The sequence below is a fragment of the Litorivivens sp. genome, assembly GCF_057445395.1.
Window position 1 is genome coordinate 1 of record NZ_JBVBUV010000039.1, and the last position, 16944, is coordinate 16944.

Annotated in this window: 12 protein-coding genes; 9 read left to right on the forward strand and 3 right to left on the reverse strand. The window is 55.9% G+C overall.

The features are described 5' to 3' along the window. Nucleotides 1-343: 343 nt before the first annotated feature. Nucleotides 344-3217 (reverse strand): aminomethyl-transferring glycine dehydrogenase, encoded by a 2874-nt coding sequence (gcvP, locus tag AC222A_RS11825; protein ID WP_486775025.1) that lies wholly within the window; start codon nucleotides 3215-3217, stop codon nucleotides 344-346. A 69-nt stretch (nucleotides 3218-3286) separates the two neighbouring features. On the opposite strand from gcvP, the gene AC222A_RS11830 reads away from it, so the two are divergent. From AC222A_RS11830 to AC222A_RS11840, 3 genes are all read left to right on the forward strand, one after another. Then, nucleotides 3287-3907: a uracil-DNA glycosylase family protein gene (locus AC222A_RS11830; RefSeq protein WP_372748174.1), complete on the forward strand. Its 621-nt coding sequence runs from the start codon at nucleotides 3287-3289 to the stop codon at nucleotides 3905-3907. Between the two features lie 64 nt (nucleotides 3908-3971). Continuing rightward, nucleotides 3972-4835 carry a DUF1295 domain-containing protein gene (locus AC222A_RS11835; RefSeq protein WP_486775026.1) on the forward strand — a complete coding sequence of 288 codons (864 nt, stop codon included), beginning with the start codon at nucleotides 3972-3974 and terminating at the stop codon, nucleotides 4833-4835. Then, on the forward strand, nucleotides 4832-7108 hold the full coding sequence (locus tag AC222A_RS11840; protein WP_372748172.1) for a TonB-dependent receptor: 2277 nt from the start codon (nucleotides 4832-4834) through the stop codon (nucleotides 7106-7108). Before AC222A_RS11835 ends, AC222A_RS11840 begins: the two co-directional genes overlap by 4 nt. A gap of 40 nt (nucleotides 7109-7148) precedes the next feature. On the opposite strand, the gene AC222A_RS11845 is transcribed toward AC222A_RS11840, so the two are convergent. Then, a complete protein-coding gene (locus tag AC222A_RS11845; protein WP_372748171.1) occupies nucleotides 7149-8324 on the reverse strand; it encodes an alkane 1-monooxygenase in 1176 nt (391 codons plus the stop codon). A 99-nt stretch (nucleotides 8325-8423) separates the two neighbouring features. On the opposite strand from AC222A_RS11845, the gene AC222A_RS11850 reads away from it, so the two are divergent. Continuing rightward, a complete protein-coding gene (locus AC222A_RS11850) occupies nucleotides 8424-9455 on the forward strand; it encodes an AraC family transcriptional regulator (RefSeq protein WP_372748170.1) in 1032 nt (343 codons plus the stop codon). Nucleotides 9456-9471: 16 nt separating this feature from the next. Then, nucleotides 9472-9849, forward strand: a complete 378-nt coding sequence (locus AC222A_RS11855; protein ID WP_372748176.1) for a PaaI family thioesterase — start codon at nucleotides 9472-9474, stop codon at nucleotides 9847-9849. Here the strand turns inward: AC222A_RS11855 and AC222A_RS11860 are convergent. Then, a complete protein-coding gene (locus tag AC222A_RS11860; RefSeq protein ID WP_372782711.1) occupies nucleotides 9846-10697 on the reverse strand; it encodes an acyl-CoA thioesterase in 852 nt (283 codons plus the stop codon). The two genes, AC222A_RS11855 and AC222A_RS11860, sit on opposite strands and share 4 nt — an antisense overlap. A gap of 225 nt (nucleotides 10698-10922) precedes the next feature. On the opposite strand from AC222A_RS11860, the gene AC222A_RS11865 reads away from it, so the two are divergent. The 4 genes from AC222A_RS11865 to AC222A_RS11880 all read left to right on the forward strand — a co-directional run bounded on the left by AC222A_RS11865 (nucleotide 10923) and on the right by AC222A_RS11880 (nucleotide 16933). Continuing rightward, complete coding sequence (locus AC222A_RS11865; protein WP_372759989.1) at nucleotides 10923-12050, forward strand: CaiB/BaiF CoA transferase family protein; 1128 nt, start codon at nucleotides 10923-10925, stop codon at nucleotides 12048-12050. A 178-nt stretch (nucleotides 12051-12228) separates the two neighbouring features. Continuing rightward, the gene (locus AC222A_RS11870) at nucleotides 12229-12987 is read left to right on the forward strand and encodes an SDR family NAD(P)-dependent oxidoreductase (RefSeq protein WP_372749356.1); all 759 of its coding nucleotides are present in this window, start codon (nucleotides 12229-12231) and stop codon (nucleotides 12985-12987) included. Between the two features lie 79 nt (nucleotides 12988-13066). Then, nucleotides 13067-14230: an acyl-CoA dehydrogenase family protein gene (locus AC222A_RS11875; RefSeq protein ID WP_372749357.1), complete on the forward strand. Its 1164-nt coding sequence runs from the start codon at nucleotides 13067-13069 to the stop codon at nucleotides 14228-14230. Nucleotides 14231-14608: 378 nt separating this feature from the next. Further along, nucleotides 14609-16933 carry an EAL domain-containing protein gene (locus AC222A_RS11880; protein ID WP_372764789.1) on the forward strand — a complete coding sequence of 775 codons (2325 nt, stop codon included), beginning with the start codon at nucleotides 14609-14611 and terminating at the stop codon, nucleotides 16931-16933. Nucleotides 16934-16944: the final 11 nt, after the last annotated feature.

The following is a 16944-nucleotide window of genomic DNA, read 5'->3' on the forward strand; positions in this document are numbered from 1 at the left end:
ATACCTGCAAGGGTGCCTGCATCCTTGCCAGCTTTATCGCTGTCGCGAACATAGCAGCCAACCAGCTCCAAGTTTGGGTTGCGCTGTATGGCGATAATAGCGCGCCGGCCAACATTGCCGGCATTCCATTGCACTACCCGATAAGCCATTCGTCTGCTCCGACCCTTTTTGCTTACTGTAGGTCGCGGTGGGTCGTGTATGCAAAGTGCGTGGTGCAATGCACTAAACCAGTCTTGAAATCTTCATGTTAAATTGAGCTGGATTGTGCGGAGGCGACGGAGGATGAAGAGAGTTTCTCTATGTTATAAGCCGACGAGTTTCTGACACTGGAGTTATGAGGGTCTTAGCCCTCATAACTCTCAATCGGCGGACACGCACAAAACAGATTTCGATCCCCGTACACGTTATCAATCCGGTTCACCGCCGGCCAATACTTGTAGGTTTTCAATCCCGGCACTGGCGTGCCAGCTTGCTCGCGCGTGTAGGCGCGACTCCAGTCGCTATCGAGCATATCAGCCATCGTGTGTGGCGCATTGACCAGCGGGTTGTCATCCAGTGACCATTCTCCGCGCTCAACTTTTGCGGCTTCTTCACGAATTTGAATCATCGCTTCGCAGAATCGATCCAGCTCTTCCTGAGCTTCACTTTCGGTAGGTTCAATCATCAGTGTGCCAGCCACCGGGAATGACATGGTCGGGGCGTGGAAACCATAATCCATTAGCCGCTTGGCGATATCTTCCTCGGTTATCCCGCTGCTTTCTTTGAGTGGGCGCAGGTCGATGATGCACTCATGCGCCACGCGGTTGTTACGGCCGGTGTATAGCACCGGATAGTGACCGCTCAATCGATTGGCGATGTAGTTCGCATTGAGGATGGCGACCTCTGTCGCGCGCGTTAAGCCGCGGGCGCCCATCAAGGCAATGTAAGTCCAGGAGATCGGCAGGATACCAGCGCTGCCATAGGTGGCGGCAGATACGGTGACGTTGTCTTTGCTCAATGCGTCGATATCCAGCACCGGGTGGTTGGGCAAGAAGGGCGCCAGGTGTGCTTTAACACCAATCGGGCCCATGCCGGGGCCACCGCCACCGTGGGGAATACAAAAGGTTTTGTGCAAATTGAGGTGAGATACGTCCGCCCCGAATTCGCCGGGCGCCGCAAGGCCGACCAGTGCGTTCATGTTGGCGCCATCCACGTACACCTGTCCGCCATGCTGGTGGATGATGTCGCAGATTTCGCGAATGCCTTCTTCAAATACCCCGTGAGTTGAGGGGTAGGTAACCATCAATGCAGCCAGTTCGTTGCTGTGACGCTCGGCTTTTTCACGCAGGTCGTCGATATCGACGTTGCCGCTATCATCGCAGCCAACGATCACTACTTTCATGCCGACCATCGCCGCAGAGGCGGGATTGGTGCCGTGGGCAGAAGAGGGTATCAGGCAGATATCGCGTGGGTTGTCGCCTTTGCTTTCATGATACTTCTGAATGGCGAGCAGGCCGGCATATTCTCCCTGCGAGCCGGCGTTAGGCTGCATAGAGAAGGCATCGTAACCGGTGCACTGAATCAGTTGCTGTTCCAGCTCGTCAATCATTGCCAGGTAGCCCTGCACCTGTGTTTTGGGTGCAAAGGGGTGGATGCGGCCGAATTCCGGCCAGGTCACCGGGATCATCTCGGTGGTGGCGTTGAGCTTCATGGTGCACGAGCCCAGCGCGATCATGCTGTGGTTCAGGGCAATATCACGGCTTTCCAGCTGCTTCATGTAGCGCAGCATTTCGGTCTCGCTGTGATGGGTATTGAAGATGGGGTGCGTCAGGTATTTGCTTTGACGCTTGAGCCCGGCGGGAATGGCGGGCTCGTCGTCCAGCTCGGCGTCGATGGCTTCAAGGTCGGGTTTGAAATCTTCTTCAAATATGGCCCACAGCGCTCTGATGTCGGCACGGGTGGTGGTTTCATCCATGCTGATACCGAGAGCACCATCGAGTTTGCGCAGGTTGATGGCCTGCTCCAGCGCGCGCTCGTACAGAATGTCGGTGTTCACGCCAGTTTCTACAACGATGGTGTCGAAATAGTTTTCAAAGCGCAGTTTGAAACCTAGCTGTTCAAAACCTTTTGCCGCAATGGCTGCCAGTCGGTGGCAACGCGAGGCAATGGTGCGCAAGCCTTCCGGACCGTGATAAATCGCGTAAAACACGGCCATGATCGCCAGCAGGGCCTGCGAGGTGCAGATATTGGATGTGGCTTTCTCGCGGCGAATGTGTTGCTCGCGGGTTTGCATGGCCATGCGCAGGGCCTTGTTGCCGCGCTTGTCGACCGATACGCCGATAATGCGGCCGGGAACCGAGCGTTTAAAGCTGTCCTTGGTGGCGAAGAAGGCAGCGTGAGGGCCGCCGAATCCCATGGGAACGCCAAAGCGCTGGGCGCATCCCACCACCACATCGGCGCCCATTTCACCGGGCGGTGTCAGTACGGTCAGACTCAGCAGATCGGCTGCAACCACCACCAGCGTATCGGCGTTGTGGGCCTGCTGAATCAGATCGCTCAGGTCGACCACTTCACCGGTGCTGCCCGGGTATTGCAAAAGGGCAGCAAAGGCGGGTTGGGCGGCGAGTTTTTCGCGTGGACCGACCACAATGTCAATATCCAGCGGCTCGGCGCGGGTCTGCAGCACGGCAATGGTTTGGGGGTGGCAGTTTTCGTCCACAAAAAACACGTTGCTCTTGTTCTTGCGGGCCGAACGCTTGCACAGGGTCATGGCTTCGGCGGCAGCGGTGCCTTCGTCCAGCAAGGAAGCATTGGCCAGCTCCATACCGGTCAGATCCATCACCATTTGCTGAAAGTTGAGCAGAGCTTCAAGTCGCCCTTGGGCAATTTCCGGCTGGTAGGGGGTGTAGGCGGTGTACCAGCCCGGGTTTTCCAGCACATTGCGCAGAATCACCGGTGGTGTGATGGTGTCGTAATAGCCCATACCAATGTGGGTGCGGGCAACGACATTCTTTTTGGCCAGGCTTTTCAGATAGTCCAGAACGCGCGTTTCAGACTGGGGTTCCGGCAAATCCATGGACTGGCGACGAATACTGGCCGGCACTGTCTGGCCGATCAGGTCGTCCAGGGTGGTTACCCCCAGGGTTTCCAGCATGCTTGCAATCTGCGTGTCGTCGGGGCCAATATGGCGACGCAGAAAATCGTCCTGTTGCTCAAGTGCGGACAGTGGGCTAGGCATGGATGATAAATCTCCGGAATGTCGTGACCTGGAAGGCGCGTATTAAAGCATATTGGAGGCTGATTTTCCTTGGCTGACAAACCGCCAAAAGTTATTGCCAGTGATAGCGAATATAAGCTGGCTAAATTGCTGGCCGAGGTACGTGCCTGTCGGCTTTGTGAGGCGCAGCTACCGTTGGGGCCCAATCCGGTGGTTCGCGCCAGCGCCACGTCCAGGCTGCTGATCGTCGGGCAGGCGCCGGGCACTCGGGTACACCATACCGGGATTCCCTGGAATGACCCCTCGGGCGACCGCTTACGGCGCTGGCTGGGTTGGGATAAACAACGGTTCTATGATGAGTCCCTGACGGCAATCGTGCCAATGGGGTTCTGCTATCCGGGTAAGGGCAAAAGCGGTGATCTGCCGCCGCGTCCCGAGTGCGCAGTGAGCTGGCACCAATCCTTGTTGGCGCAGATGCCTGACATTGAGCTGATCCTGCTGGTGGGGCAGTATGCCCAGCGATACTACTTAAACAAACCAGCCAAAACCCTCACCGAAACCGTACAGCGTTACGCGCAATATGGCCCCCGTTATTTTCCCTTGCCCCATCCATCGCCGCGTAATCAGCTGTGGTTGAAACGAAACCCCTGGTTCGAAGAGCGCGTCATCCCGGCGTTGCGTAAACGTATCGACTTGCTTACTCTGGTCTGATCTGGAATGGTCTACGCTATCGTAATAAGAAACCTTTTGGGGGATAAGAGCGATGGTGCCGATTATGCGTGCCTTAATAGTTATTGCCATCAGTGTGGGGCTGGCGCTGGGCTTGGCGTTTGCGACACGTGCCAGTGAAACCGAGCTGGCTGGGTTGCCGGTATTGGTTACGCTGGCCTTGATAGCGATGGGGATTCAATGGCTGGTTTTTATACCGTCTTACCTATTTCAAACTGAGCACTACTACGACCTGACTGGTAGCCTAACGTATTTACTGTTGGTCGCCATTGCCGTGCTTGGGGCGACTGCTGGAGAGCCCGATTTGCGAGCCTGGCTTCTGGCGGGGCTGGTGGTCATCTGGGCGTCGCGCCTGGGGTCGTTTCTGTTTCGCCGCGTGAAACGCGCGGGGAAGGATGGCCGATTTGATGAAATCAAAACCCGCTGGCCGCGCTTTCTTGTTACCTGGACCCTGCAGGGCATCTGGGTGTTTATTACTCTGCTCGCGGCATTGATTGCCATTACGAGTGCCAATCAGCAGCCGCTGGGGTGGGTAGCTCTGGTGGGCGCCGGCCTGTGGCTTATTGGTTTCACCTTTGAAGCGGTGGCCGACGCTCAGAAAACGGCGTTTAACGCCAAGCCCGAAAATCGCGGCAAGTTTGTCAATGTGGGGCTCTGGCGCTGGTCCCGGCACCCCAACTATTTTGGCGAAATACTGCTGTGGACTGGGATTGCAGTGATTGCGGCGCCAGTTTTTCAAGGTTGGCAGTGGCTGGGGCTAGTCTCTCCGGTGTTTGTGGCCTTTCTCCTGCTCAAGGTAAGCGGCGTGCCGCTGCTGGAAAAGCGCGCTGACGAAAAATGGGGGTCAAACCCCGATTACCAGGCGTATAAGCGCCACACCCCCGTTCTATTGCCGAGTACACCCCGATGAAGAAATATTCAAAGTGGTTGGCGGCCTGTGCCGCTGCGATGGTTCTGCCTGACTCGGTTGCGGCGCAGGAGCGCCGCCCGGTTTTGGAAGAAGTGATGGTTACCGCGCAGAAGCGCGAGGAAAGTCTGCAGGATGTGCCGATTTCAGTAGTGGCGGTCGATGCTGAAATGATGCGCGATGCCAATATGGAAGACATGGCTGACATTGCTGTATTTACGCCCAACCTGAGTGTGTTTAGTCACCCGCCCCTGACATCGCTGCGGGTGAGAGGCCTTGGTTCGCCCTTTGATAAAGGGTTTGAGCACTCTGCGGGTCTGTTTCTAGACGGCGTTTATGTGGGGCGTCTGGCCTTTCTGGACGCCGCTTTTCTGGACGTACAGAGTGTCGAGATCTTGCGAGGGCCGCAGGGCACGTTGTTTGGCAAGAATACAATCTCCGGCGCAATCAGCATTCGTTCGGTTCAGCCATCGCAGGAGCCTGAGTTGAGTGGTTCGATTGCCGCTGGCGATGAAAATCTCAAAAAATATACGCTTGCCGGCAACCTGCCTTTGGGCGATCGCTTGGCAATTCGCGCGGCGATAAATTCCAATGAGCGCGATGGCACGGTGTATAACACGACGCTTGATCGCGATGAGGGCAGTACGGATTCCGAGGCCGGACGAGTGCAGCTGCGCTGGGATATTCTCGATTGGCTGGACGTCACCCTGGCGGCGGCCAAAACCGAACAGGAATTTCGGTTGGGCACCTTTCAGGTCAGAACGGCGAGTGATGATCAGTTTCAGCTGATGCAGTTTTATGACCCGCAGGTGGAAAAGGACGTTAGCAACTTTCAGAGCGCCCAGAATTATCCGGCCGAAACGACGCAGGACGGCGGCAAGTACGATATTCGATTCAATGCGAGTTTGTGGGAACACGAAGTGGCATTGATTGCCGCGCGCAGTGAAATCGAAGAGCTTTCTCTGACAGATCTCGATTTCTCCCCAATACCTCTGCTGTTTTTTCTCAATGGTGAGGACTACGAGCAGGACAGCCTGGAACTGCGCGTTGTGTCACCGCTCGGTTTGTTCGGAGGCAAGCTGGATTATGTCGGTGGTATCTACGCTGCCAAGAGTGAAACAGACATTCAGGTGATTATCGACGCGGCACCGGATCCTCTCGCTCTCGCAAATGGTCTTGCGGCAACGGGTGGCTCACTCGGCCCGATTACCTCGCTGCTGGCTCCGGTTGTTGGTGATGAGCCGGGCGAACGCCTGTTGATTGATGGCTACCAGGAAGGCACCAGCCGGGCGATTTATGGGCAAGCCAGTTGGCATTTCTCGCCGGAGTGGACCTTGACCGGTGGTTTGCGCTATTCCCGCGAAGAGAAAACTGTTGATCAAACGCTCCAGCTGTTCAGTGCCGGAACCGACGCCGATGGCCCGGTATTTACTCAGTTGGTAACGGCAGAAGAGTATCGGCTGATAGACAAGCGGGTGGATCGCGATATTAGTCCCAAGCTGTCGCTGAACTGGAACCCTAGTGATGAGCTTACGGCCTACGCCAGTGCTGCAGAGGGTTTCAAAGGTGGTGGTTATAGTGGTTCGGCGGTGAGGGCAGAAATTACGGAAGTTGAGCCTGAACATTCTGAAACTTACGAAGTGGGCGTCAAAACCCGGCTGTTTGATAGAGCGGCCACCTTGAATGTGGCGCTCTTCTACACGCAGTTTGAAGATCTGCAGTTAACCATTTTTGAGGGTAATGTCAGCCGTATTTCCAATGCAGCCGGTGCCATTTCGAAAGGTGCTGAGGTCGATGCCGCCTTCGTAACGGCCTTTGGGCTGTCGGGCAATCTGTCTCTGGCCTATCTCGATGCACGCTTCACCGACTACGAGAACGGGCCGTGCCCGGCAGGAGAGGATCCGCCCTGCGATCTCACCGATGATCATCTGGCGTTTGCGCCTTTCTGGAAAAGCAGTCTCAGCCTGAATTATCAGGCCGGGCTATTTGACTGGCCGGTGACCTGGTTGGTCGGAGCGGATGTGCTGTTTGAAGATGAGAAACTACTGCAGGCAGACCAAGACCCGATTGATGTGCAGGGTGCCTTCACAACCTTCAATGCCCGGGTGCGAGTTGCAGATATAGAAGAGCGGTGGTCAATTCAGGCGCTGCTGCGCAATGCAACTGACGAGGATGCGCTGGATGGCGGCGGCGATATTCCAACGCTCTCCGGTGCTCACTTTGGTCGCGCCATCGCGCCGCGACAATTGGACGTAACGTTACGGTTCAGTTTCTAGCTGTGTGTTCGCCTGCCGTTGCAGGCGAACCCCCCTCCTATCAAGCCAGTCCCAGTGCCTTTACTTTCGCTTCATAACGAGAGCGTGCAGGCGCATGCAGATTGGTTTTTTCCAGATCACCCCCGGCCCATTGCAGTACCCGCTCGTCCATCACCTTGAACCACAGGGGTGGGATATAAGCGAGCAGAAACATTTCGTAATACCCCCAGGGCAACTGTGGCACATCTTCAAAATGTCGCAGGCATTGATAGGAGCGGCTCGGGTGCGCGTGATGGTCCGAGTGGCGCTGCAATTGAAAGGTAAACAGGTTGGATACCAAGGCATTCTGGTTCCAGGAATGCTGTGGGCGCGGAGGTTCGTAACGACCACTGGCGTCTTTGCCGCGCAACAGGCCGTAATGCTCGATGTAATTCGCCAGTGACAGGTTCAGGTGCCCCAGCCAGCTGGCAAACAGGACAAAGGCCATAATTTTTAGGCCAAACAGCAGGCCCACGGCGCTGACAAAGGCCACGCCAATGACAACGCCCGGTAGTATCTCGTTGTCACGAGACCAGAAGCTTTGTCCCTTGCGGTTCAGTCTTTCCTTCTCCAGTCGAAAGCCGCGCAGCCAGGTGAGCGGCTGTTCGCGCAATACAAAACGGTAAAAGGATTCGCCAAGGCGAGAGGACGCGTGGTCGTCGGGTGTTGCAATGGCGCGGTGGTGGCCGCGGTTATGTTCCACATTGAAGTGGGGAAGCAGTGCTACCCCGAGGGCGATGCTGGCGCCGATGCGGTCGCTGCGGCCGCGTTTGTGGCCCATCTCATGTCCCAGGTTGATCAGTCCGCCGCCGAAACCCATGCAAGCGATTGAAAGTGCGAACAGGCCAATCCAGGACAGGTCAGCCCAGGCCGCGTAGTAAATCCCGGCACACCAGGCAGTGATGCTGCCCACCAGCGCAAAAAGCAGAGCCTGCTTGAAATAGGGGTCGGCCTCCAGCGCCGGCACGTCTTCCTCGCTGTGGTTGTTGGGGTCTTGCCCCAGCAGTCGGTCTAAGAGTGGTACGCCGATATAAAACAAGGGGTAGCCAATCGCTAGCCAGGCGATGTTGCCGGTGAGCTCGGCCGGAATAATCCCCACCAGAAGTACCCAGGGCATTACAGCGGCATTCACGAGCCACAGCCAGCGTAAGCGTTGCGTCAGGTCAGTGATGGAAACAAAGGATGTTGCGCTTGCCATAAGGTCGGTCCCCTTTGGTCGTTTTATGAACACCCTACGCCTCTCTTGCCGTCAATCCCATGTTGCGAGTGACGCCATAAATTGTTATTTTCGGCCAATATGGATAAAAATCACAAAATAGAAGCCCCCTTACGACCCGCTCTGGGGCTGCAATTACTGTGTCAGACACTGGACGAGCTAGGCCTGGATGCCGAGCCGGTCTGTGCGGATACCGGCCTGTCGCGTCAGTTTTTGGAGACGCCGGGCCAGCTGATCAGCAAGCATCAGGAAATCCGCTTTATTGAAGCCGCCATCGCTTTCAGTGGGCGGGATGACCTCGCCTTTCGGGTAGGTATGCGCTACCACTTTGGGGTGTTTGGCGTATGGGGGCTGGCGTTGGCAACCAGTCGCGATCTGCTGCAGGCGCTCGAAGTGGCGCAGGATTTTATTGTGCTTACGCACAGCTTCGCTGGTTTAAGGCTGCACCAGCGCAAGCATCTGGCTGAAATCCGCATCGAACAGGACTATCCCGGCGGGGCGGTAAAGGCCTTTGTACTGGAGCGGGATTTGATGATCACTCTGATGATAGCGAGTGAGATCGCCGGTCGCCGCCTGCCGGTAGAATCGGTGGATGTTGCTCTGCCAGAGCCCGCTCACAGTGCTTTGCTAAATCGTTTGCTCGACTGCAAAGTGCGCTGGAACAGTGGCGATACCAAAGCCTGTATTCGCATTGATGAATTGCAAAAGCCACTGCCGCAGGCCAATTCGCTTACGTGGTCGGCCTGTGTGCGCCAGTGCCGGGAGCTGGTCGCAAGGCAGGGAGGCGATCGCCATTATGCGTCGCAAGTAAAAGAGGCGATTGCCCGTGCGCGCTTTCGCGGCATTGGCGCAGTCTGTGAATTGATGCAGACCAGTGAGCGCAGTTTGCGGCGCCGCTTGCAGGAAGAGAACACCAGTTTTCGGGAAATACAGCAGAACCTACGCCGCGAATTGGCCGAGCAGTTTCTGGCTGATGCCAGTTTGTCGCTGGATCAGGTCGCTGAGAGATTGGGCTATAGCGAGCCCGCAAATTTTTGTCATGCCTTTCGCAAGTGGACCGGGCAAACCCCCGGGCAATTGCGCCGACAATTACAGGAGCAGGCAGGTGATTGACGCTATTCGTACGTTTATGGCTGAGGAATTTCCACAGGCCAAAGTGGAAGTGCTGGCAGTGGGCGAGCGCTCATCACAGCTACGGCAGGTTATCGAGCACCAGCATTTGCGGCCAGGCGGTACCGTCTCAGGGCCCACCTTGATGGGACTGGCCGATGCCGCACTCTATGTCGCGATACTGGGTGAGCTGGGACTGGTTGCGCTGGCAGTGACCACCAACCTATCGATCAATTTTCTGCGTAAACCTGCTGCCGACAGCGCCATTGTTGCACAGTGCCGCCTGATCAAAGTCGGTAAAGTTCTGGTGGTGGGAGAGGTCTACCTCTATTCAGAGGGGATGGAGGAGCCGGTAGCGCATGTTACCGGCACCTATTCCATTCCGCCTCGGCGCTAGCGCTCAAAGACGGTCGCCACCTGACGGCCAAACATCAGAGGCGTGCCGTCTTGTGTCCACAGGGTGGCGACGTTGTTAAAGTAGCCATCGCCTGCCGCCTGGCAGCGGTAATCGTAATAAATAAACTCGTCGGCGCTGAGTTCCGGGATACTCGCAGGAAACTCCACATACCAGCTCAGGGAGCTACCCACACCCGGCGGCTTGATCATGTTCAGGCCGGGCATTGGCGGAACATCACCCAGCGCAATCAAGTGGGCCATGGTCAGCGGTTGAGCTTCGCGGAAGCGCAGCCACATGCCAAAATCGGCGCTGCCTGCGCCACTGAAGGGCGGCTCGCCCCGTTCAAAACGCATATCGTAATGCCGGGTAAATTCAGGCGTAATGCCTTCGAGGTAGGGTAGAGGTTTGCTTGCTTCCGGCGGGTTGATCTGTGGCAGTGACGGTCCGTTTACACTGATGGTTGACTGTCGCGCCTTACCAAATGCCGCGTTCACGGTTACCGCAACCTCGCCGTTACACAACAGATCGCCCTGCATATGGGTTACCGAGCCCCCTTCGCGCAGCGTGCGAGTAAGCACTCTGTGCTCACCGTCCGGCGCTGGCCCGACAAAGCTCACCGCAAGGGTGCGCAGCTGCCGCGCAGGGTCAATTTGCTGGCGCATGGCTTCGTATACCAGCGCGGTGCTCAGGCCGCCAAAGGTGGTGCGCCCCTGCAGCCAGGAGGGCTGAATACTGGCGTGGTATTCGCCGGGCTGCTCGGCCGCAGTAATACCGGCTAGCAGCGTATTGAAGGCGGTGTCAGAGGTGAAGTCTGTGGGTTGATTCTGAGCTGTGTGTTTTGCACTCATCGTTAAATCTCGAAGTTATCCGTGACAACATGCTACGCAACAGCAGCGATTGCCGCTAGCGGGCAAATTGCATAACCGTTGTGCGTTGCCGGGCGCCGCGATGAGGTTTGACGCTCGCCGCCACTGTCATAAAGCGTCTATTTTTTGGTGCAATCTGCCATGGTGTATTGCCGTTGCAATAGCGACAATACAGGAAATTCAGAATCACAATAAGGGAGTACCGCAATGGGACCGCTGACCGGAATGCGCATTATTGAAATTGAGGGGCTGGGGCCTGCGCCTTTCTGCGGCATGATGTTTGCCGACATGGGCGCTGAAGTAATTTCCGTTTCCCGTAAATCCGATGGCGCAGATCGCAGTACTCAGATCAGCGAGCGCGGCAAGCACAGTATCGCCCTGAACCTGAAAAGCGCAGAAGGCGTTGCCGCCCTGCTTAAGCTGTGTGAAACAGCCGATGCCCTGATCGAGGGGTTTCGCCCCGGCGTGGCGGAGCGTTTGGGTATTGGTCCGGACGACTGCATGGCTCGCAACCCCAAATTGGTTTATGGCCGCATGACTGGCTGGGGCCAGACCGGCCCATTAGCTAATACCGCCGGCCACGACATGAATTACATCTCTCTTTCCGGGGCTCTTCACGCTATTGGCCGGGCCGGCGAAAAACCGGTGCCGCCCCTGAATCTGGTGGGAGACTTTGGCGGTGGTGGCATGTTCCTCGCCTTTGGCGTGATGTGTGCGATTTGGGAAGCCTCACGCTCTGGTAAGGGGCAGGTGGTAGATGTCTCCATGGTGGAAGGTTCCGCGGCGCTTATGCACATGATGTACTCCTTTAAAGCAATGGGTGTGTGGGAAGATGAACGCGAGAGCAACATGCTGGACGGCGCCGCCCATTATTACGATACCTACGAGACCAGCGACGGCAAATACGTGTCCATCGGGTCGATAGAGCCACAGTTTTACGCGCTGCTGATTGAGCTTGCAGGGCTCGACAAAGAAACGTTTGCACCGCAAAACGACCGAAGCCAGTGGCCGGTGCTGAAAGACAAATTGGCGGCTGTGATCAAAACCAAAACCCGCGATGAATGGTGCGACATCATGGAAGGTACCGACGTGTGTTTTGCGCCAGTGCTTTCAATGAGTGAGGCCCCTAATCATCCGCAAAACCGTGCCCGCGAGTCATTTATTGAGGTCGGTGGTGTAGTGCAGCACGCGCCCGCCCCTAAATTCAGCCGCACCGCACCCGCCAAGCCGCAGGCGCCTTCCGCCGCTGGTAGCGACACTGACGCCATCCTGAAAAGCGCAGGCTACAGCGACAGCGAGCTAGCCGCTCTGCGTGCCTCAGGCGCCCTCACCTAAGCACACCAAATCCGGGGGGCAAAACCGGGGTCGTATCGAGTATTTTCTAGGCGATCCGACCCCGGTTTATTCGTCTTTTTAAACCGATGGCAGAAGACTATGAGAATGAAGGCTTCTGCTAATGGCCACGGGCCGGTGAGTCGTTATGATTGGGGCTTCGATAACAGGAGTACTCAATATGTCAGACAGACTTTCGGGAAAGATCGCGTTGGTAACCGGCGCTGGTCAGGGCGTTGGCCAGGGAATCGCCTTCGCATTGGCGGGCAATGGCGCCAAAGTGGCGGTAACCGGCCGTACCCTGTCCAAGCTTGAGGCCACCTGCGCCGAGATCGCAAAGCGCGGCGGCGAGGCCTTTCCCATTGAGTGTAATGTGAAGGATCTGGCATCCATGTCCGCTTGTGTGGAGCAGGTGGTCACTCATTTCGGCGGCTTGAATATCCTGGTAAACAATGCGCAGGAAGTGCCCCTGGGTGACTTGCTGTCGATTACCGAAGACGCCTTTGAAGCGGGCTGGCAATCCGGTCCGCTGGCGACCCTGCGGTTGATGAAACTCTGCTATCCTCATTTAAAGGGCGATGGCTGCATTATCAATCTGGCCTCCACAGCGGGCATGCGCTGGGATATGAAAGGTTATGGCGCCTATGCGGCGGTGAAAGAAGCCATTCGTTCACTGAGCCGTGGTGCTGCCTGTGAGTGGGCCGAAGACGGGATTCGTACCAATGTAATCTTGCCGCATGCGCTGTCGCCGGCGTTGAAGTGGTGGACTGAAACCCGGCCTGAGGAAGCGGCAGAATTTGTTGCCAGCATTCCGATGAAGCGCATCGGGGATTGCGAACTGGATATCGGCAACTACGTCGCCAGCTTGTGCAGCGATGACAGCCGCTATGTCAACGGACAGACCATTGCGTTGGATGGCGGTCAGGCGTTTCTGGGCTAGGTATAACTACTGCCTCGGCTGCACATCCAAGCCAGCACACACGTCGTAGAAATTTAGTAAACACTGCAGGCGAGGCATCATGACTACTTCTTCTTCCCGCGCTGAGCGGCTTGTTGCGGACGTTACCGCGCTACTCCCGACCATTGCAGCGCGCGCCGAGCGCTGTAAAGACGAGCGCCGGGTTCCCGATGATACCGTGGCAGAGCTCCAGCAAATCGGTTTCTTTCTGGCGCTGCAGCCAGCGCGCTATGGCGGCCTGGAGTTGATGCCGCAGGATTTCTTCCGCGCTCAGATGGCGCTTGCCGAGGCGTGTATGTCGACCGCCTGGGCCTGCGGCATTGTTGCCGTGCACGCCTATCAGCTGGCCTTAATGGATGATCTTGCACAGCAAGAGGTGTGGGGGGGCGACATTCACACCCGAATTTCCTCCAGTTACGCCCCAATGGGCAAAGTGGAAGTGGTCGACGGCGGCTTTCAATTCAGTGGCCGTTGGGGGTGGTCCAGTGGCTGCGATCATTGCAGCTGGGTTTTGCTGGGGGGAATTGTTCCCGACGAAGGTTACCGTACCTTTCTGATTCCGCGCACCGATTATGAAATTGTAGATACCTGGCAGGTTATGGGTCTGCAGGGCACCGGAAGTAACGATATTGTGGTGCGGGGAACCTTTGTGCCGGAACATCGTACTCACAAGCAGCTCGATGGGTTTTACGGTACCAATCCCGGGGTTGCTGTTAACCCACAGGTTCAATTCCAATTCCCCTGGGCGCAGTTATTTATCCGTACGGTGTCTACGCCGGCGATTGGTGCCTGCAAGGCGGCGCTTTCACTGGCGGTGGAGGCGGCCAATGGCAAGGCGAGTAATGATCCCACCAAGCTGGCGGGGGACGCTGCCACACTCGAGCGAATCGCACAGGCAGCCTGTACGATTGATGAGCTGGAAGCGTTGCTGTACCGCAATTTTGATCGGATGCAGGCTCAGCTGGAGGCCGGAGAAAGTATTCCTCTAACGGATAGAGCCAAATACCGGTTGCAGGCGGCGCAGGTGATCGAGCGGTGTATGGGCGTGGTAGACAGCCTGTTTTCTTCGGCTGGCGGGCGTTCCGTGTTTCTGGATAGTGCTATCCAGCAACGCTTTATGGATATTCACACCGCAAGGGCTCACGTGGCAAACAATCCCACTCCGTTTCTGCGCAACTTCGGCGCAATGACACTGGGGTTGGATAATGGCGATGTCTTTATCTGACCAGCCGGAGCCTACACAATTGCCTCAAAGAACGTCGTCCGGGTGTTGGCTGGCCGAGTCGATGGACCACATTGGCAGAGCGACTATGTGCCACTGTTATCGGTGGTTTACAGCCCCCGGGACGAAATTGTGTCAACCCGCATTGCCTCGCTTCAAAACGATGAACGCGTTCGCTATCGCCCGCTCGATGCCAGTCATATTGGATTTTCCTAGAACCCGCAGCCTCTGGCGCTGATTGTCGAGGAAATGGCTCAGTGATAGTGTCAGCATAAAACACGTGATGTGTCGCCGTTTAGCGGCATAGGTGGTTTTCCGAATGCTGGTAAAGAACGTATACCGATAAACTTCTGGAAGCTGCGTCTACAAAGGATGTTTACCGTGCGGGTTGACAGCTATCCCCTGCAAAGCATAAGTCCGACCATTCGGCATGCACGATGTCACCTGATCTCGGGCCGGGCGACAACCCTGTACCTCCCTTATCTGTTATTCGCGGCCCTCGGCATAGCGTGGATCATTCTTTCAGACCGGGTGTTGCTCGGCCTGAACGTCTCGCGTGATCTGATTGCGTTAACGAGTTTCCAGACGCTTAAAGGCATCGGCTTTGTGCTGTGTACGGCTGGCGCTTTCTATTACCTGCATCGCCGTAATAAACAGGCCCTATTGGATAGCACCCGAAGTTTGGAAAGTTTCGGTACGATTGCCCGCGCCAGTTACGACCTGATCTGGCGCTGCGCTCCCAGCGGGCAAGATTATGAGCTGTTACATGCCAGCGACGTTGAAAAGTACCTCGATATTATTGAAGATCCAGAGGGCTGCGTGCATCCTGCCGATCGACGCGGGGATATGGCCGGACTTGTTAAGGGCACTGGAAATAAATTCGAGCCATACAAAACAACTACCCGATTGAAGGTTGGCGGTGTCTATCGTTACTTTGAAACGTGGGTTTTTCCTATCTTTGACCGCGACGGTCAGCTTGCAGAATTTTTTGGTACCTGCCGCGATGTCCATGAATTTGTGATTGCTGAACAGAGCTTGCGGCGCAACGAAGAAATGTTACGACTGGCTGCCGAAGTGGGTGGCGTAGGCATTTGGGAGTGGGACATACCCAACAACATCCTCGAAGTGTCAGCGGAAACCCGGCGCCAGTACGAAGCCGATATACATTCGCCTACCGACCTCAAACGCTTTATTCACCCTGATGACTACCCCGAAATCCGTGGCGCGATGCTGGCGGCAAAGTCACACTGTGAACCCTTTGATGTTCAGTACCGGATCATAACGGCGGACCAACAGCTGCGTTGGATACACAACAAGGGAGCTGCAGTTAAGGGTGATAAAAGCGGGCAGAAACATATGCTGGGTATCAGTCAGGATATTACCCGACTAAAGCAGGCCGAATCTCGTCTGCGCCAACTCGCATTCTATGATCCATTAACCGGTTTGCAGAACCGACAGCGCGGGCAGGATTTTCTAAGTCACCGGCTGCGCGACAGCGAAATTGACGGTAACCATGTGGCGGTATGTCTGATAGATATTGACTATTTTTCGAGCCTGAACGAAACCTATGGGCCGGAAACGGGTGACCGTATTCTGCTGGACACGGCGCAACGCCTTGGCACATTGTGCGGGCCAGACGATCTGCTCTGCCGTTACGGCGCCGATGTCTTTCTGCTGGTACTGTGTTCATCACAACCCAGTGATTTTCTTTTCAGGCTTGAGGTCTTGGAACGCCAGTTGGCGGACACGCTGAAAATAGACGACATGCGCTTTTTTGTCAGTCTCTCGGCATCCTATGCTCAGGCACCTGATGATGGAAGTTCGGCGAACGAACTCTTGTGTGCAGCACAATCTGCCATGTATCGGGCTAAGCACAACAGCCGTGGCAAACTGGTGCGTTTCTCAGGGAATATGCTGGAATCTTCCCTGCGTTTTGAGGCCATTCGAAATGCGCTGAAATCCGCTGTTTCGCAGCATGAATTCAGTGTGTTCTATCAGCCGCTTTACCATCTTGAAGACAAGCAACTGGCGGGATTTGAGGCGCTGGTTCGCTGGACCTCAGAAACACTGGGTGTTGTTGGGCCTGATGAATTTATCCCGATTGCCGAACGCGTTGGCCTGATAGGGGATATCGATAATTTTGTACTGAGTGAGATTTCTCACCAGATAAGCCAGTGGAAAACTGCTGGCCACGACTTTAAGACTGTAGGTTTCAATTTATCGCCGCGTAACCTCGAAGAGGAGGGCTGTGCCGATGTATTCCACGAGAAGGTGGAACAGCTCGGACTGTCACCGGACGAACTTGTGTTGGAAGTGACCGAAACCGCGATGATCCACGATGCGGTTACCGCCGCAAGCAATATAGAACGCCTGTCAGATCTGGGATATGCCTTGTCGATAGATGATTTCGGTACCGGGTTTAGCAGTTTGGAAAACCTTTTCCGCTTCACCTTTAAAAAAATCAAAATTGACAAAAGCTTTATACAGGCGATTACCAACAGCGAGCGACACGCCAATTTGGTTAGGTCTGTAATCACCATGGCCTATCAGCTGCATATGGATGTTGTCGCCGAGGGCGTGGAAACCCCGGACCAATTGCGGCTATTGAGGGAATGGGGCTGCGATATTTTACAGGGCTACCTGTATGCGCGCCCTGTACCTGCGGCCGAAGCGGAGAATTATCTGCGCTGGCGCTGCGTGGTATAAGTGTCAGCGGT